Source organism: Paraburkholderia oxyphila NBRC 105797, from assembly GCF_000685075.1.
Classification (GTDB): Bacteria; Pseudomonadota; Gammaproteobacteria; order Burkholderiales; family Burkholderiaceae; genus Paraburkholderia; species Paraburkholderia oxyphila.
On sequence record NZ_BAYD01000053.1, the window covers coordinates 1 to 16700 of the forward strand.

Sequence of the window (16700 nt, forward strand, 5' to 3'; positions counted from 1 at the left end):
CGTGCGCAAGGACGGTGACGATCAGGACGGCGGCGGCGGCGCAGGCGACTTCAAAGGCGAGAAGCGCAGCAACGAGACGCATCAGTCCAGGACCGATCCCGATGCGCGGCTCTATCGCAAAGGCAAGACGGCCAGCGAATTGCGGTACATGGGCCATACGCTGGCCGATAACCGGCACGGCCTGGTGGTCAACGCGCGCGTGACACACGCTGACGGGCATGCCGAGCGTGAAGCGGCCAAGATCATGATCCACGACGCGCGGCAAGCGACAGAGGATCCGAACGTAGAAATTACGTTGGGCGCAGACAAGGGTTACGACGCACAGGAATTCATCGAGGCCTGTCACGAGATGAAGGTCACGCCACACGTTGCACAAAACACCTCGGGGCGGCGTTCGGCGGTGGCCGACACGATTGCCTCGGGCGCGGGCTACGCCATTTCTCAGCAAAAGCGCAAGCTGATCGAACAAGGCTTCGGATGGGCGAAGACCGTGGGGCGCATGCGCCAGGCAATGGTGCGCGGGTTGAAAAAGGTGGATCAGATGTTCGTGTTGAACATGGCCGCCTACAACCTCGTGCGCCTGCGAACCTTGGCACAGGTCCGTCCGCAGTTACGGTAAACGCGGAAATGAGGCTAGGAATTGACCTCAAACTCTCAAAAGGACGTTGAATCCGCATTGAATTTGCACAATGCGGAAAATCTTGCGGCGAGAGCCGCGTGATTGGAGCGAGGCCGCTTCGGCTCGGGTGTATTTCAGCGGCCTGTTACGGGAATTGTGCGGTCCAGAAACGCAAAAGCCCGCATTGTGCGGGCTAGTCGAAAATTCGGGGCACGGTTCAAGCATTCGAATTATTCGCCATATTTGAGAGAAATTGTCGAATGTCAAATTGTGTGCACGCCACAATGCGCCGTGAATCGTTCATCCCCCTATTCGGACACGTCTGATTTCGCGCCATCGGGAGCAGCGGCAGCATCGCCTGAATGGGCGAAATCCAAGCCCGCGCGTAACCGGTCGCCGTGCCGGGCCGGTTGCTTTCATCGACTCCCTGGAGGTATGGAAATGGCAAAGCGACAAAGGCGAATTCTGTGGAGCGCGGTATGAGGCGATACCTGCTAAGACTGGGCGACAAGTCCACGGCGGGCGGCGTCGTTATCGAAGGCGAAGAAAGTTGCACGCACCACGGCCGTTCCTTGACATTCATCGGTGCAAAGGTCTTGTGCCCTGTCTGCAATACGACGGGCGTAATCGGGTGGAAAGGTCCGCATCGAAAGTCCACGATGAAAGGTAAGCAGCAAGCCCTGGAGGGCGACTTGTGCCTCTGCAATTGCGATCCGCCGCCCGTCATGATCGCGTCTCAAGACACCGCCTGGCATGAATTTACGGCGAGCGAGTTGGAAGGCACGGCATACGGAACAGCGAACGAGCCGCGTTCCAGTCCGACTCAAGGTGTCTACGACGAACAATTCACACTCAAAGACTCAACCGGGAAATCCCTTCCCGATACCTATTACACCGCCTGCTTACCTTCTGGCGCACGCGTACACGGCATAACCGATTCACAGGGCCGCACCGGGCGATACGCTACCGAAGGCGCACAACACGTCAGCATCTATCTCGGACACCGGGAGTAAGCATGTTCGATCGACTTGTAGCAGACGGAGACCGCACCACCACGGGCGGCGAAGTGATTGGCCGTAGCGACTTCTATAACGAAGCAGGCAAGATGTACGCGCGCAAGGAGAATCACGCGACGTGCGGAAACTGCAAAGGTGGATGGCCGATCTACGGCACCGCTGGCACCTGGATGGATAACGGCCAGCCTTACGTGAAAGACATGGATCGCGTTCTGTGCCCATGCGGTAAAAACTTTGTTCTTGCGTCCAGCGGTTCGAATACGTTCTATTCGGAAAGCAAGGGAGAGGCAAAAACCGAAAAGCCCGTTGCGCCGACGAGGGCCGGTACATACGACGAACAGTTCACGCTTCGCGACGTAAAGGGCTCGCCGCTCGCAGACACGTACTACACCGTTCGCATGCCTTCGGGTGAATTAGTCCACGGCATAACAGATTCACAGGGGCGAACACGTCGCTATCCGACGGACAACGCGCAACGCGTTGTTATTTACCTTGGCCACCGTGAAATCGTGGAATAACTTTCATATAAATATTCGATCAACAGATAGCTATAACATGAAAATCAAAACGCAATACATCGCGCCGTTGTCTCTGTGGCTTGTCGTCCGAAAGCGCTTTTCGAGTAATGGTCTATTCGTTGAACCCGCATGGATCGGGAACGGAAAACAGAACGGACCGCTCATATTTACGTCGCGTATTCTTGCGTCGTTCTACGCGCACGTTCGCAACAAGTACCACCAGAAGGATGATTCGGATAACTGGCGCGTTATTCCCATGCACGAATTCGATTTGCTCCAGCACGTTCGTGATTGCGATGGGGAACTCTGGTGCATGATGGGATTCGGCGTGACGCTGGAGGAACCTGGATCAATCATCGTGACAACGGGTGCGCCACGTACCCGATATGCTCCGCTGTACTTCGCGCCGCCCACTGATAACGACGACGTAACGCTTCTATTCAGTCAATGGGTTTTCGATTTCATTGCGGACGAATTTAAATCAATCGGCCTGCCGAAGTACGACGAAGAACTAGAAAGTATCGATGAAATGGACGACGCGACGTTCGCGGCGACGCTAAACACTGCGATTGGACGCGCGAACATATGCCGCGAGCCTACGGCACGAGATCGCGCGCTATGGGGAGTCTATAGCCCGCTCCGCGACGCGTGGATATCCGGCGAGGACGCGCGTTGCGATAACCCCGCCGAACGCACAGCACGCACGATGCACTAGGGCGCGTATGCGCGGAAATCCATCCGACGCACAGTTACAGGAGATTTTATGTCAGATGCACTTGCGACAGCAGTAACAAATACCAATCCGAATTCCTGTGTAACCGTACAAACGGCGAGGCTTTGCAAGCCGTGGCACGTCTCGCAACAGGGGATAGATTTTGTTGCTGATTGGGAAGCCTTCCGTGCACATTTGTACGATAACGATGGCGCTGGCGGCGGCGGTAATACGACTATCGGCTTCGGGCACCTGGTTCATATGGGGCCAATCTCGGGCGCTGCATCTGAAGCCCCTTTTCACGCAGGGGTCACGATCTCCCAGGCCAGGCAACTACTACTGCAAGATCTTAGAGACCCTGAGCGCATAGTAAATAAAGAAATCCATGTACCACTTTTCCAATACGAATATGATGCGCTTGTTGATTTTGTCTACAATTTTCGTCACCATAACGACGCTCTATTGAATCTCGTAAATTCCGGCCACTATGATCGCGTGCCGGCGAAATTTATGGAATATACATGGGCCAGCGGCTCGCAACCGAGTGGTCTAGTGAAACGCCGGCGTTCAGAGGGAAATCTCTTCAGGGATGGAAACTATGATTCGAGTCACTAAATTCTGCTTTGCCACTATGGCTATCGTCATATCGGTGTCGGCACTCGGAAATACCGCCTGCGAACAAAATGCAAAGACTAGAGACGATTCTCTTTCTTGTTCGAAAACGGATACGGCACGAATGCTTGCCGACTCCGTAAAATTATACGCGTATATCCGGAAAATTTCGTCCGGGGATAAACGAATCGCACTTGATGCGAACTATAAATTATGGGGAGAAAAGATTAAATCTGATTGTAACCTAATCGGCTTCGCGTTCAATGAGTGGAAAAACGAATATTCGCTCGATACAGATTTCCAGATTGCAGCGTGCCGGCAGAAGGTAGCGGCGCAAGAGTTTGAATTCTATAAGTCGCTAACATGCCCTGATGATATGGAAACTTCAGCGGCTCCGAAGTGCGCCGCGATCCAGAAGGTTCTCGGCGCTGGGCGATAGGACAAGTCCCCGCTTCGGCGGGGGTTTTTTCATTCGAGCGTCAATCGCGCCTGTTCGTTGGCGTTGTCGGCATGAACGAATAGCGCGCCTTGGCGATGCGCATTGCTGATTCGCTCGCACGCACATTCGAAATGCACGGGGTCCAGCTCGATGCCGACGAAGCGGCGGCCCGTTTGCACGCATGCTACGCCCGTTGTCCCAGAGCCCATGAACGGATCAAGCACGGTCGCGCCAGGCGGCACGATCCGCAATAGCTCGCGCATAAGCGGCAATGGCTTTTGTGTGACGTGGACACGATCGCGGGGCGCGACGCACTCATAAAACCCCAGTATCACTTTGACCCTACTGTACGGGCAACGCCACGCACCGCCTGCAGGCCCAAATCCACCGCTCCAAATCTCGCCCGCCACCTAAGCCGCCTTGACCTTCCCGCGCGCCGCCCCCTCCGCCATCTCCAGAAACGCCCCCAGCGCGCTCGAGACATACCCATCGCGCCGCCGAATAAACAGCGTCTGCATCCGCGCCAGCTCCGCCGGCATACGATGCACGCTAACCTTCCCCTCAACGGCCGCTTGCTCGACCACCCCCTTCGGCAGCAACGTCACCCCAACCCCAGCCGCCACGCAGCTCAAAATCGCATCGAGTGAACCGAACTCCAGCGGCTTGGCCACGACGAGCCCGCGCCCATAAAGAAATGCCTCCAACCGCTGCCGATACGAACAACCAAACTGAAACACCACGGTTTTAAGGTCGGCAATCTTCGCCAGATCCTTCAATGACGACACCGCAGGACTGGCAACAAGCACCAGCTCCTCGGTAAAGACGCGCGTCTGCTCGATCTCGGGATGCTCGACAGGGCCAGCAACGAACGCACCGTCGAGCTTGCATTCCACGACGTCGCGCACCAGTTTCGCGGTATTGCCGGAACTGACCACCAGCTGCACCTTCGGCCACTTCCTGGCGAAGCCGGCCAGCAGAGAAGAAAGACGCAGCGCCATGATGGTCTCCAGCGAGCCGAGCACGAGCGCGCCGGCCGGCGTCCCGTCGTCTCGCGCCGCTGCGCGAGCGTCCTCGACGAGCTTCGCAATGCGTCCCACGAACGGCATCATGCGCTGGCCCGCGGGCGTAGCAACCACGCCGCGCGCGTGGCGCTCGAACAGCGCGAGCCCGAGGTCTTCCTCCAGCGCACGAATGCGGGCCGTGACGTTGGACTGCACGGTGTGGAGTTCGGCTGCGGCCTTGTTCATGCTGCCCAAACGCGCAACAGCCTCGAATGTCTTCAAGTCGGTCATATCCATCGGCGCCACCCAGAGCGTAGATGAATGCAGACTAGCACATATCGAAAATGCAGATTGCTGGTATCAAAACATTTCAGTTCTATAGATTGGTATTCGCGCGTAGTCTGCACTCGTCCACCCCAACGGAGCAAACCGACATGAACACCCCCATTCTTCGCGTGACCGGCAATGAACTCGCACCCCAGGGCAGTCCGCTGGAAGCGCTGGTGGCCTTCTATCGCGCCTTCAACACGGGCAATCTGGACGCGCTCGCGGCCAACTGGGCGCCGGGCGAGCGTCCGAGCATGGACAATCCCATCGGTGGGATCCGGCGCGGCTGGCCCGCCATTCGCGCGGGTTACCAGGCGCTCTTTGAAGGTCCGGCGCGCGTGCACGTCGCGTTTCACGACTTCACGTCCGAAGGCGGCGACGACTGGCACTTGTTCGTCGGCCGCGAAGAAGGGACATGCGTGCTGCCCGATCGCACGATCCCTTTGCGCATTCGCACGACGCGCTGGTTCGCGAAGATCGATGGCGTGTGGCGGCAGCTTCATCATCATGGGTCCATCGAGGAGCCTGCCCTGCTCGCCGAGTATCAGACCGCGATCTTCGGCGCGCCGCTTGCAGCGCCAATGGCCTGAGCCACGCACGCGCTTGGTGGATGCATGCGCATCGCGCATGCATCCACCGTCCCCGATTGTCCGCATGGCTGTGAAAGGCGACATGCTCCGCACGCCGCCCTGCTTCGTTCTGGACACAAACTCGCCGCTATACCGCTTCTGCGACACTCGCCTCCTCGCTCGACGGCAGGTCCACCGCGGCCCCGCTGCGCCACGACGACATGGCCAGCTCGGCCAGCTCGAGCGCCTTGACGCCGTCTTCGATGGTCGTGCGCACTGGCGTTCCCTTCGTGACCGCCTCGACGAAATGCGCCATTTCCGCCGCATAAGCCTGACGATAACGCTCCAGAAAGAACGGCTCCGGCACATCCGTCGAGATGCCCCCCGCCAGCCAGGCCGTCACCTGCGTGGGCTGCACGTTGCCCGCCTGCAGCATGCCCTTGCTGCCGAGCACCTCGAAGCGCTGGTCGTAGCCGTAAGCCGCACGCCGCGACGTGTTGATCTGGCAAAGCAGTCCTCGCTTCGTGCGGATCGTGACGGCTGTCGAATCGATGTCGCCGGCGGCCGCCACGGCCGGGTCGGTGAGGCAACTGCCCGTGGCGTGCAAGCGCTGCGCCTCGTCGCCCATGATCCAGCGGAACACGTCGAAATCGTGGATCAGCATGTCCTTGAAGATCCCGCCCGAGCTCTTGATGTAGTCGACGGGCGGCGCGCCCGGGTCGCGGCTGGTGACGATCAGCATCTCAGGCACGCCGATTTCGCCGGCCTCGATCCGCGCCTTCAGTGCCGCGAAAGTGGGATCGAACCGGCGCTGAAATCCGATCATGCAAACCACGCCATTGCGGCGCACGGCCTCGGCGCTCTCGCGCGAGCGGGCGATGGTCAGATCAACGGGCTTTTCGCAGAACACCGCTTTGCCCGCGTTCGCGGCGGCAATGATCAGATTCGCGTGCGTATCCGTGCTCGAAGCGATCACCACGGCGCCCACCGCGGGATCGGCCAGTGCCTGCTCGACGCCAGCCACCTGTGCGCCGTGCGTCTGCGCGAGCGCCTGTGCCGAAGGTGCGTGCATGTCCACCACGTACTTCAGGCGCGCGCCCGGTTGCCGCACCAGATTCGACGCGTGAATCTTGCCGATGCGCCCTGCTCCAAACAATGCAAATTCAATCATGCTCTTCTCCGGTTTCAACGCCTTCATCAAAATAGGGCCCATGCCTCGCGGCATGGGCGGTCAATCGCCTGGGGGCGAACTCAACGCCCCGAACGCTCAAAAGGAATGGTTCACGCCGAGATACGCGCCCGTTTGCGAGCGCCCCGGCAATGGGTTGTCGAGATTGTCGTTATTCGATCCCGGGTTGTTGTTCGCCACCGAGAAGTTCGATCCGCTCGCGTTGCGCACATGCGCAACCGTCGCGTAAAGCAGCGTGCGCTTCGAGAGGTTGTAGGTCGTGCCCAGCGCGAACATCGTCGCGTGGCCCGAGGGATCGTGCGTCGCGTCGCCCGCACCTGCGCCCACGTGCACGTAATAGACCGCGCCGTCGACGCTCAGCGCCGGCGTCACGCGATATTTCGCGCCCGCCCAGTAGTGGTCGGCGTTGCTCGCCAGCCCTGCCGGCGTGTCCGGTGCATTGAGGTGCGTGTACGCGGCCTGCAGTTCCAGCGAGCTCAAATAGAGGTTCGCGCCGGCGAAGAATTCGCGCGAGCTCACGAAGACATTGCTCATCTTGCCGTTCGTGTCGCGAATCTCGTCGTACATGCCGCGCAGCATGAACAGCGAGTTCGCGTAGGTGACCTGAATGCCGTCGCTGCGGCCCACTTCGTTCGGCGCGCCCAGGTTGAATCCGCCCGGCTGGTTGCCAAGCGTGTATTGCGCGTGAACGCTGAATCCCGCCCACGAGGGCGACTGATATTCGATGTTGTTGCTGGTAATCGGCACGTTGCGGCTGCGCACCAGCGCCGTGGACGAATAGGCCTGTTGCAGCATCGGGTCGAAATCCCACTGGTCATTGGCGATGAACAGGTTGCGGCCCATCGTGAACTTGCCGAACTGGTCGTTCTGCACGCCAACCAGCGCCTTGCGGCTGAACAGCCGGCCGTTGCCATCGCCTGCCGTTCCGGACATCAGGTTCGTGCCCGATTCGAGATTGAAGAGGATGCCGTAGCCACCGCCGATATCCTCGCGGCCCAGCAGGCCGAAGCGGCTCGCGCCCCAGTCGCTGCTCTCCGCACGAAAGCGCGACGCCGTGGTGCCGGTGCCCATCTGCACCTGGCTCAGGTAGTCAAAACCCGCATCCGCCACGCCATAAAGCGTGACCGAACTCTGTGCATGGGCTTGCAGGGCCGCGAGACCCATCGCGGCCACTCCGATCTGTACTGCCTTTTTCATCGCGTCTCCAAACGTGTTTTCGTTATTGCATTGAGTTGTCCACTCACGCGACGGACGGCGCATTCGTCGTCCATCGCGTGATGGCGGTACGTTGCTTTTTTATTCGCATGCCTAATTACTTGAAGCTTGAATGCTCAACTGCGCTTGCTACTGATTACATCTGCAGACCGTGTTATTCCGGGTTACCGGCCTGCTACCCCACTCACCTGCCCGCGAGCATCCACTCGTGGGCCGGATCGTTTTTGAAATGCCACACGCGCTTCGGCCCGGCCATCACGTTGAGGTAATAGCCGTTGTAGCCGTGCGGCATCACCACCGGGTGATAGCCGCGCGGCACCATCACCACGTCGTGGTCCTCGACGGCCAGCGTCTCGTCGAGGTCGCGCGCGTCGGTGTAGACGCGCTGAAACCCGAACCCTTGTGGCGGATCGATGCGGTGGTAGTAGGTCTCTTCAAGAACGCTCTCGACGGGAATGTCATCGGCATCGTGCTTGTGCGGCGGATAGCTCGACGAATGCCCGGCTGGTGTCAGCACCTCGACCACGAGCAGCGATTCCGCTGGCTCGGTTTGGGGAAGGATGTCGCACACGTAGCGCAGGTTCGCGCCGCGGCCCCGCGTCGAACGCGTCATCGTGCCCGGCTCGATCAGCCGTGCTTCCAGGCGGCCTTGCGCCGGCGCGCTGGCGAGCCCAACCTCCGCCGCGTCGTGGGCCTCGATCGACACCGCCGTTCGAGGCGGCAAATAAACGGCAGAAGGCGACTTCGGCTCGAACACGCTGCGGCGCGAGCCGATCTCGCGCCACGCTTGCGCGGGCGTCGTGACGCTCACGACGCCCGTGAGCACAACCACGCAGATTTCCATTTCGCCCGTGTCGAACGAGAGCGCGTCGCCGCGCGTGAAGCGGTGAGCCGCGAAACCCACATAGCGCCACTGCGCGCTTTCCGGCGTGACGTGGGCTATGAGCCGCCCGCTTCGGTCTCCCTTCACCAGCAGACTCATGCGGCCTCCGCGCGTGCCTGCACGCCCTCGACGAGCGCCTGCAGATGCCGGAATCCCGCTTGCGCAAACGCGTAGCTCGGCGCGACGGCGGGGTCCTGCTCCGCCTCCACCACGAGCCAGCCGCGATACCCATGCCGGCACAGTTGCTCGATCAGCGGCGCAAAATCGATCGCCCCATCGCCCGGCACAGTGAACGCGCCATGGATGACCGCATCCAGAAAACTCCAGTCGCGGTTGCGCGCCGTCTCGACGATCTCTGCGCGCACGTCCTTGCAATGGACGTGGCAAACCCGCCCGATGTGCCGTGCCAGCAGCGCGGCCGGCGCCGCCGCGTCGAATCTCGAGCGGCTTGCGCCGAATGCCGCGTGACCGCTGTCGAACAACAGGCCCACGTCGTCCGAGGTCAATGCCATCAGCCGGTCGACGTCGTCGGGCGTTTCGACGTGGGCGCCCATATGGTGGTGATAAGCGAGGCGCACGCCGCGCGAGAGCGTAAAGCGCGCAAGCGTATCAAGGCGCTTCGCATAGGCGCGCCATTGCTCGTCCGACGTGAAGCGCGGTCGCGCATACAACGGCGCGCCACGATCGCCCTGAATCGAGCCCGATACTTCGCCGTACACCATCACCGTCGCCCCGCCTTGCGCGAGCAATTCCAGATGCGGGGCGACCGCAGCGATTTCCTCGTCGGCCGATCGTTCGACGAGACGCCCCGAATACCAGCCCGAAACCAGCTCCAGCCCATGGCGCGACAGCACTTCGCGCAACACGCGCGGCTCGCGCGGAAACTTGTTGCCGAGCTCGAAGCCCTGGTAGCCAATCTCGCTGCCCTCGGTCAGTGCGACTTCAAGCGGCGTCTCCCCGCCGAGCGTCGGGAGGTCGTCGTTGAACCAGGAAATCGGATTGATGCCGATTTTCACGTCGAAAGGGGGTACTGCGATGTCATGTGCGATCGTCATGGCGAGACCTTTTGCATCTGTTTGTTCCGTTCATAGTCGGCACGCGCCGAGCGCACCGCTTCGCGTTCTGAAACCTCCGGCACCGCGACTTCCCACCAGCAGCCGCCTTCCTTCGTGGTGCGCGCCGGGTCCGTGTCGATACAGACCACATAGGTGCGATCCGAGGCCCGTGCCCGTTGCATCGCTGCTTCGAATTCCTCAATATTTCCGGCATGCTCCGCGTGCGCACCCAGTGCGGCCGCATGAGCCGCGAAATCGATCGGCGGTGCGCCGAGTGGGCCCTGCAGGCAGTCTTCGAGCAGATTGTTGAACGGTGCGCCGCCACATGCCTGCTGAAGCCGGTTGATGCATCCGTAGCCACGGTTGTCGAGCACGACCACGATGAGCTTGCGGCCGAGCATGACGGAGGTGGCGATCTCGCTGTTCATCATCAGATAACTGCCGTCGCCGACCATCACGATCACCTCGCGATCGGGCCGCGCCATCTTCGCGCCCAGCCCGCCCGCGATTTCATAGCCCATGCACGAATAGCCGTATTCCACGTGGTATCCGCCGGGATGGCCTGCGCGCCAGAGCTTGTGCAGCTCCGCGGGCAGTGTGCCGGCCGCGCACACGACAATGTCGTGCGACGGCGAATCCCCGCGCGAGCGCTGCACGGCGCCGATGACTTCGGCGTCGTAGGGCAGCACGCCTTGCTCGAGCGTTCGCCTGCCCGTCAATTCCGCCACCGTCGTGCGCCAGCCTCGCGCCGCCATGCGTGCCTGCTCGCGCCACACCTCGTCGCTTTGCCACGCGGCGCGCCCGCCTGCTTCGAATTGGCCGCCGCCCCCCAGTTCGCGCGAGAGCGCGTTGAGCGCGAGCCGTGCGTCGGCGATCAGCTCGACGCCGCCGGCCTTGCCCGCGTCGAAGCCGTTCACGTTGATGGCAAGCGCCGCTGCCTGACCGAAGAGCGAGTGCGAGCCGGTGGTGAAGTCCTGCAGGCGCGTGCCCACGGCGATCACGAGATCCGCTTCGCGCGCCATCGTGTTGGCCGCGGGCGAGCCCGTCACGCCCACCGAGCCCAGCTGCAACGGATGGTCCCATGCGAGTGCGCCCTTGCCCGCCTGGGTTTCGCAGACGGGCACGCCGTGCCGCTCGCAGAACGCGCGCAGCGCGGCGGACGCTTTGGAGTACAGCACGCCGCCGCCCGCGACGATCAACGGACGCCGCGCGGCGCGCACCGCCTCCGCGGCTGCGGCGAGCTGATCCTCAGCCGGTTGCGGTCTGCGCAGCGTGACGACCTTCGGCTCGAAGAACGCCAGCGGAAAATCGTACGCATGCGTCTGCACGTCTTGCGGCAGCGCGAGCGTAACGGGCCCGCACAGCTCGGGATCGGTCAGGACGCGAATCGCACGGGGGAGTGCGTTGAGCAACTGTGCGGGCGCGACGATCCGGTCGAAGTACCGCGACACGGGCTTCAGGCTATCGTTGGCCGAGATGCCGGCGTCGTGGGGGTCCTCGATCTGCTGCAGCACGGGGTCCGGCGCGCGCGACACGAAGGTGTCGCCGGGAAGCAGCAACACGGGCAAGCGGTTCACGTGCGCGAGCGCCGCCGCGGTGACCAGATTCGTCGCGCCGGGCCCGATCGACGTGGTGCACGCCATCATGCGCCGGCGCATGTGCGTCTTCGCGTAGGCGATGGCCGTGTGCGCCATGGCCTGCTCGTTGTGCGCGCGCCAGGTCGGCAGCGCGTCGCGATACTGATGCAGCGCCTCGCCGATACCGGCCACGTTGCCGTGCCCGAAGATCGCGAACACGCCGCCGAACAGCGGCTCGGGCGCCGCGCCAGGCGCCTCTTCGTCGGCAACGCGCAACGCGGCGAGATAGCGGACGAGCGCTTGTGCCACCGTGAGTCGAATCGTCTGGCTCATGCGGCACACTCCTCGCGTGCGGCCCCGGCCGCATTGCGGCGTGTCTTGCGCCAGACCTGGATCAGGTATTCGAAGTTGCTGCGCACCGCGCCAATCAGTGCAGCGTCGTCGATCTCGCCGGCGAGCCATGCGCGCGCCGGCTCATGAAAGATCGTGCGGCCCACCGTAAAGCCCCGGCAGGTGCGGCTCGCGCTCGCCGCCTCGAAGCCCGCAGCGAGTTGTTCGGCCGGCGCGTTCAGGCCCAGCAGCACCACGCCGCGGCAGTACGGGTCGCGCGCTTCGATCAGTGCGTCCACCTCTTGCCACGCGGCGGCGCTCATCGGCTCGAGCTTCCACCAGTCGGGATAGATGCCGATGTTGTAGAGCCGCTTGAGCGCACGCACCACGGTGTCCGGCGCGACGGCGCCGCGCCTGGGCGGAATCACTTCGAGCAGCAACTCATGGCCGCTCGCCTGGGTCGCCTCGTAGAGTGCGCGCAACTGGCTCTCCTGTTCGAGCCTCAGCGCCGGTGCGTCGTCCGGGTGATACTGGACGAGACACTTGACGATGTGCTCCGCAGGCCAGCTGTCCAGCGCCGTGCCGATCGAGCGTCCATGCTCGAACACCAGAGGGTTCGATCCCGGCAGCTCGACGGGGCGGCCCACCCACCAGCCACGCCCCGTGGCGGCGTTCAATGCGTCTTGCCCGTAGCGGTCGTCGATCAGCACGGCCATCTTGCCCGTATGGCCGGCTTCGCTTTCGGTCTGCTCCACGGCCTGCACGAACAGTTGCTTGAGCGCTGCGATGCGTGATTGCGGCGCGCCACTGTGCTGCGCCAGTTCGAAGAGCTGATTGCGATGGTCGAACGCGAACCCCAGCACTTCGTCGCGTGGCTTGCGCGACACGCTCACGCGGTGCAGGCGCTGCAGCGCCGCGTCCCGGTCAGGCCGTGCGAGGCTGGCCGCGTTGGCGAGGAAATAGTCGAGCTCGACAGGCGTGGGCATCGCGGGCGCACACGCGTGGCGCGAGACCACCAGGGCGCCGCACGCATTGGCATAGGCACAGCAGCGTGCGTAGTCTTCCTGGCGCAGCCAGCCTTTGAGGAAGCCGGAGAGAAACGCGTCGCCGGCGCCCAGCACGTTCAGCACCTCGACCTGCACGCCGCGATAATGCGCGTCACCGTCCAGATCCGCGGGGATGTCACCATCGATCACGGTACAGCCTAGCGGCCCCCGCTTCACCACGAGCGTCGCGGCGCTCACCTCGCGCACGCGGCGCAGCGCGCCGGGCACATCGTCCTCGCCGCCTGCAATGCGGAACTCCTCCTCCGTGCCCACGATCAGGTCGAACTCGGGCAGGATGGCGCGCAGGTGTGCACTGACACCACCATCGGCGATAAAGCGCGTTTCGCCGTCGCCCTTGCCGGCGAGGCCCCACAACACCGGCCGGTAATCGATGTCGAGCACGGTGCGCACATTGTTGCGCCGCGCGTAGCGCAACGCCGTCATGCTCGCGCGATGCACGCCCCCGGTCGAAAAATGCGTGCCCGTAATCAGCAGCGCCTTGCTCGACGCGATGAACGCTTCGTCGAAATCCGTCTCGTCGAGCGCCATGTCCGCGCAATTCTCGCGATGGAACACCAGCGGAAACGTGTCGCGATCTTTCAGGCCGAGCAGCACCAAAGCCGTGAGACGCTCGATGTCGGTTTTCACATGGCTCACATCGCAGCCTTCGCGCTCGAGGGCTTCAACCAGGAAGCGGCCCATGTGGTCGTTGCCCACGCGCGAAAGCATCGCGCTTTTCAGGCCGAGACGCGCGCAGCCGAATGCGATGTTGGCCGAGGAGCCGCCCAGGTAGCGCGCGAAGCTCGTGACGTCTTCGAGCCGTGCGCCCACTTGCTGTGCGTACAGGTCGACGGCGAGGCGGCCGAGACAAATGATGTCGAGCGGACGTTGCGCAGCGAATGCAGTGTTTCGGTTCATGAAGAATGATGTCCGTAAGGGAATCGGTTGAGCATCCGGGTTCAGCGGGCGCGCCGCTTGCGGTATTGATCGGCGATCACGGCGGCAACGATGATTCCGCCTTTGACGATCTCCTGGATGTACGAATCAATCCCGAGAAAGATGAAGCCACTCGAAATCACGCCGAGGATCAACGCACCGATCACCGTGCCGGTAATGCGGCCCATGCCGCCCGCGAGGCTCGTGCCGCCGATCACCGCCGCCGCAATGGCGTCGAGCTCATACGAGAGGCCCATGCCCGACTGGCTGGTCTGCGCCCGCGCCGACACCACTACGCCCGCCAGCCCGCTCAGGAGCCCCGCGATCGCATAGACGGCAATCAGGTTGCGCCCCACGCTGATGCCCGAGACGCGCGCCGCCTGCACATTGCCGCCGATCGCATAGAGGCATTTTCCGAAGCGGGTGTAGCGCAGCACGATATGAAAGATCAGTGCGGCGGCAAGAAAGATCGCGACCGGGCGCGCGCCGGAGCCGATGGCCGAATAGGCGTCGGTGAACATGCTGATCGGCTGGCCATGGGTGTAGTAGCGGGCGAGGCCGCGAGCCGACACCATCATGCCGAGCGTGACGATGAAAGGCGGCACGTTCGAGCGCACGATCAGCGCGCCGTTCAGGAGCCCGCACAGGCCACCCACCAGCGTGCCCGCCAGCACCGGCACGAGCACGGGCAAATCGGCCACGCCGGGAAATACCGTCGCGCCGAAGCCGCCGGCCTGCGCGAAGCTGCCCGCCACCATCGCCGACAAGGCCACGAGCGAGCCGGACGACAGGTCGATCCCGCCCGCGATGATGACCATCGTCACGCCCACGGCAATGAGGCCGATCTCCGAGACCCGCAGCACCATGATCAGCAGTCCTTGAGGGTTGTACAGGAACGACTGCCCGCGCTCGATCCAGCCGATCGCCTCGAACACGAGTGCGATCGCGACGAGCACGACCAGAATGCTGGTCTCCTGGGGCAAGCGCCACTTGCGCGGCGCGCTGGCCGCCGTATCGGCGGCGCCATTGATGGTTGATGCACTCATGTCCGTCTCCTTGCCGAAGGTCGGCTTCAAATCTCTGGATGCTCAGATACGCTCGCCCGAGGCGAGTGTCATGATGTTTTCCTGCGTGGCCAGCTCGCGAGGCAGGATGCCGCTCACCCTGCGCTCGTGCATGACCACGACGCGGTCGCTCATGCCGATGACCTCGGGCAGCTCCGAGGAAATCATGACGACCGCCACGCCGTTTCTGGCCAGTTGCGTGATGAGCGCGTGAATCTCGGACTTCGCGCCCACGTCCACACCGCGCGTGGGTTCGTCGAGAATCAGGATCTTCGGCTGGTTGAGCAGCCACCGCGCGAGCAGCACCTTTTGCTGGTTGCCGCCGCTCAGGTTCTCGATGATCTGCGCGAGCCCCGGCGTCTTGACCTTCAGGCTCCGGCACAGCGCCTCGCATTCCTCGTTCACGCGCTGCTGCCTCACGAAGCCGAGCGCGCTATGGCGCTTGAGCGCGGTAATTGCCATGTTCTCGCCCACGGAGAGCTGCAGGAACAGGCCCGTTCCCTTGCGGTCCTCGGTGAGGAACGCAACACCTGCGCGAATGGCGTCCGCGGGCGAGCGGATCGTCTTCGGCTTGCCTTCGAAAAGGATCTCGCCGCTGTGAGCCGGATAAACGCCGAAGATGGCTTCCATGACTTCGGTGCGCCCCGAGCCCATCAGGCCCGCTACGCCGAGAATCTCGCCGTAGCGCACGTCGAAGCTCACGCCCGAGAACACGCCGCGTCGCCCCAGATCGCGCACGGCGAGCGCCACCTCGCCGATCGGCACAGTTTCCTTCGGGAACACCTGGGTGAGTTCGCGGCCGACCATGGCGGCGATCAGCGACTGCTTGTCGAAGCGGCTCGCCTCGCGCGTGACGATGTGATGCCCGTCCCGGAAGATCGAGATGTCGTCCGCGATCTGGAACACCTCGTCCATCTTGTGCGTGATGTAGATGATCGCCTTGCCGCGCGCCTTGAGCTCCGCAATGATGCGAAAGAGGTGCTCGACTTCCTTGTCCGTGATGGCCGAAGTCGGCTCGTCCATGATCAGCAGATCGGAGTCGAACGAGACGGCCTTCGCGATCTCCACCATCTGCCGATTCGCGATGCTGAGCCTGCCGAGCGGCGTTTGCGGATCGATCTCGATGCCGAGCTGCGCGAAAAGCTCGCGCGTTTGCCGGTTCAGCGCGCCGTGATTCACGAGACCCAGCCGGCCGCGCGGCTCGCGGCGAATCCAGATGTTTTCGGCCACCGTCATTTCCGGCAGCAGATTGAGCTCCTGGTGAATCATCGCAATGCCGCGGTCGAGCGCGTCGCGCGGCGACTTCAGTGCGATCGGCTCGCCCTTGAAATGCAGCGTGCCGCCGTCGGGCGTATACACGCCCGCGATGATCTTCATCATCGTGGACTTGCCAGCGCCGTTTTCGCCCATCAGGGCATGAACGCGCCCCGCCCGGATCTCGATGGACACGTCCTGGAGCGCGATGACGCCCGGAAACGCCTTGCGTACATGCCGCGCCGCCAGCAGCGGCGCGGCATGGCCGTGAACCACAGGGGGCAGCTCGCTGCGCCGCTCGGCCGGACGCGATGCGGTGAACGTCGAATCTTGCATGG

17 protein-coding genes are annotated in these 16700 nt (G+C 62.8%); 7 read left to right on the forward strand and 10 right to left on the reverse strand.

Features of this window, described 5'->3' with window-relative positions:
* From BO1_RS28310 to BO1_RS28340, 6 genes are all read left to right on the forward strand, one after another.
* Positions 1-619: transposase (locus BO1_RS28310; protein WP_028220440.1), on the forward strand; the 619-nt coding region annotated here is incomplete at its 5' end.
* A gap of 479 nt (positions 620-1098) precedes the next feature.
* Entirely contained in the window at positions 1099-1632 is a 534-nt protein-coding gene (locus BO1_RS61360; protein ID WP_063744720.1) for a PAAR domain-containing protein, read from the forward strand.
* A 2-nt stretch (positions 1633-1634) separates the two neighbouring features.
* The gene (locus tag BO1_RS60620; RefSeq protein WP_052409622.1) at positions 1635-2153 is read left to right on the forward strand and encodes a PAAR domain-containing protein; all 519 of its coding nucleotides are present in this window, start codon (positions 1635-1637) and stop codon (positions 2151-2153) included.
* Positions 2154-2190: 37 nt separating this feature from the next.
* On the forward strand, positions 2191-2868 hold the full coding sequence (locus BO1_RS28330; RefSeq protein WP_028220441.1) for a hypothetical protein: 678 nt from the start codon (positions 2191-2193) through the stop codon (positions 2866-2868).
* A gap of 48 nt (positions 2869-2916) precedes the next feature.
* Positions 2917-3480: a lysozyme gene (locus tag BO1_RS58005; protein WP_084688242.1), complete on the forward strand. Its 564-nt coding sequence runs from the start codon at positions 2917-2919 to the stop codon at positions 3478-3480.
* Positions 3481-3601: 121 nt separating this feature from the next.
* On the forward strand, positions 3602-3916 hold the full coding sequence (locus BO1_RS28340; protein ID WP_028220442.1) for a hypothetical protein: 315 nt from the start codon (positions 3602-3604) through the stop codon (positions 3914-3916).
* Positions 3917-3945: 29 nt separating this feature from the next.
* On the opposite strand, the gene BO1_RS28345 is transcribed toward BO1_RS28340, so the two are convergent.
* Positions 3946-4326 carry a site-specific DNA-methyltransferase gene (locus BO1_RS28345; RefSeq protein ID WP_322788546.1) on the reverse strand — a complete coding sequence of 127 codons (381 nt, stop codon included), beginning with the start codon at positions 4324-4326 and terminating at the stop codon, positions 3946-3948.
* A complete protein-coding gene (locus tag BO1_RS28350; RefSeq protein WP_028220444.1) occupies positions 4327-5214 on the reverse strand; it encodes a LysR family transcriptional regulator in 888 nt (295 codons plus the stop codon).
* A 137-nt stretch (positions 5215-5351) separates the two neighbouring features.
* Here BO1_RS28350 and BO1_RS28355 point away from each other — a divergent pair, with 137 nt between their 5' ends.
* The gene (locus tag BO1_RS28355; protein WP_028220445.1) at positions 5352-5834 is read left to right on the forward strand and encodes a YybH family protein; all 483 of its coding nucleotides are present in this window, start codon (positions 5352-5354) and stop codon (positions 5832-5834) included.
* A 127-nt stretch (positions 5835-5961) separates the two neighbouring features.
* Here BO1_RS28355 and iolG read toward each other — a convergent pair whose 3' ends face one another.
* The 8 genes from iolG to BO1_RS28395 all read right to left on the reverse strand — a co-directional run bounded on the left by iolG (position 5962) and on the right by BO1_RS28395 (position 16698).
* Positions 5962-6984, reverse strand: a complete 1023-nt coding sequence (iolG, locus tag BO1_RS28360) for an inositol 2-dehydrogenase (protein WP_028220446.1) — start codon at positions 6982-6984, stop codon at positions 5962-5964.
* A gap of 96 nt (positions 6985-7080) precedes the next feature.
* Positions 7081-8199 carry a porin gene (locus BO1_RS28365; protein WP_028220447.1) on the reverse strand — a complete coding sequence of 373 codons (1119 nt, stop codon included), beginning with the start codon at positions 8197-8199 and terminating at the stop codon, positions 7081-7083.
* Between the two features lie 202 nt (positions 8200-8401).
* Complete coding sequence (iolB, locus tag BO1_RS28370; RefSeq protein WP_028220448.1) at positions 8402-9199, reverse strand: 5-deoxy-glucuronate isomerase; 798 nt, start codon at positions 9197-9199, stop codon at positions 8402-8404.
* Positions 9196-10155, reverse strand: coding sequence for a myo-inosose-2 dehydratase (iolE, locus tag BO1_RS28375; protein WP_407670014.1), 960 nt, complete (start codon positions 10153-10155; stop codon positions 9196-9198). Before iolE ends, iolB begins: the two co-directional genes overlap by 4 nt.
* Positions 10152-12065, reverse strand: coding sequence for a 3D-(3,5/4)-trihydroxycyclohexane-1,2-dione acylhydrolase (decyclizing) (gene iolD / locus BO1_RS28380; protein ID WP_043286889.1), 1914 nt, complete (start codon positions 12063-12065; stop codon positions 10152-10154). Before iolD ends, iolE begins: the two co-directional genes overlap by 4 nt.
* Positions 12062-14026 carry a bifunctional 5-dehydro-2-deoxygluconokinase/5-dehydro-2-deoxyphosphogluconate aldolase gene (locus tag BO1_RS28385; protein ID WP_028220451.1) on the reverse strand — a complete coding sequence of 655 codons (1965 nt, stop codon included), beginning with the start codon at positions 14024-14026 and terminating at the stop codon, positions 12062-12064. The genes iolD and BO1_RS28385 overlap by 4 nt, the downstream gene beginning before the upstream one ends.
* A 41-nt stretch (positions 14027-14067) precedes the next feature.
* Positions 14068-15090 carry an ABC transporter permease gene (locus tag BO1_RS28390; protein WP_028220452.1) on the reverse strand — a complete coding sequence of 341 codons (1023 nt, stop codon included), beginning with the start codon at positions 15088-15090 and terminating at the stop codon, positions 14068-14070.
* Between the two features lie 42 nt (positions 15091-15132).
* Positions 15133-16698, reverse strand: a complete 1566-nt coding sequence (locus tag BO1_RS28395; protein WP_028220453.1) for a sugar ABC transporter ATP-binding protein — start codon at positions 16696-16698, stop codon at positions 15133-15135.
* Between the last annotated feature and the right edge of the window lie 2 nt (positions 16699-16700).

Excerpts from the sequence above, each read along its gene's own strand:
- iolD (WP_043286889.1), bottom strand. The coding sequence starts at position 12,065 with ATGAGCCAGACGATTCGACTCACGGTGGCACAAGCGCTCGTCCGCTAT.
- BO1_RS28330 (WP_028220441.1), top strand. The coding sequence starts at position 2,191 with ATGAAAATCAAAACGCAATACATCGCGCCGTTGTCTCTGTGGCTTGTC.
- BO1_RS28340 (WP_028220442.1), top strand. The coding sequence starts at position 3,602 with ATGCTTGCCGACTCCGTAAAATTATACGCGTATATCCGGAAAATTTCG.
- iolE (WP_407670014.1), bottom strand. The coding sequence starts at position 10,155 with ATGACGATCGCACATGACATCGCAGTACCCCCTTTCGACGTGAAAATC.
- iolB (WP_028220448.1), bottom strand. The coding sequence starts at position 9,199 with ATGAGTCTGCTGGTGAAGGGAGACCGAAGCGGGCGGCTCATAGCCCAC.
- BO1_RS28395 (WP_028220453.1), bottom strand. The coding sequence starts at position 16,698 with ATGCAAGATTCGACGTTCACCGCATCGCGTCCGGCCGAGCGGCGCAGC.
- iolG (WP_028220446.1), bottom strand. The coding sequence starts at position 6,984 with ATGATTGAATTTGCATTGTTTGGAGCAGGGCGCATCGGCAAGATTCAC.
- BO1_RS61360 (WP_063744720.1), top strand. The coding sequence starts at position 1,099 with ATGAGGCGATACCTGCTAAGACTGGGCGACAAGTCCACGGCGGGCGGC.
- BO1_RS60620 (WP_052409622.1), top strand. The coding sequence starts at position 1,635 with ATGTTCGATCGACTTGTAGCAGACGGAGACCGCACCACCACGGGCGGC.
- BO1_RS28365 (WP_028220447.1), bottom strand. The coding sequence starts at position 8,199 with ATGAAAAAGGCAGTACAGATCGGAGTGGCCGCGATGGGTCTCGCGGCC.
- BO1_RS28355 (WP_028220445.1), top strand. The coding sequence starts at position 5,352 with ATGAACACCCCCATTCTTCGCGTGACCGGCAATGAACTCGCACCCCAG.
- BO1_RS28390 (WP_028220452.1), bottom strand. The coding sequence starts at position 15,090 with ATGAGTGCATCAACCATCAATGGCGCCGCCGATACGGCGGCCAGCGCG.
- BO1_RS28385 (WP_028220451.1), bottom strand. The coding sequence starts at position 14,026 with ATGAACCGAAACACTGCATTCGCTGCGCAACGTCCGCTCGACATCATT.
- BO1_RS28350 (WP_028220444.1), bottom strand. The coding sequence starts at position 5,214 with ATGGATATGACCGACTTGAAGACATTCGAGGCTGTTGCGCGTTTGGGC.
- BO1_RS58005 (WP_084688242.1), top strand. The coding sequence starts at position 2,917 with ATGTCAGATGCACTTGCGACAGCAGTAACAAATACCAATCCGAATTCC.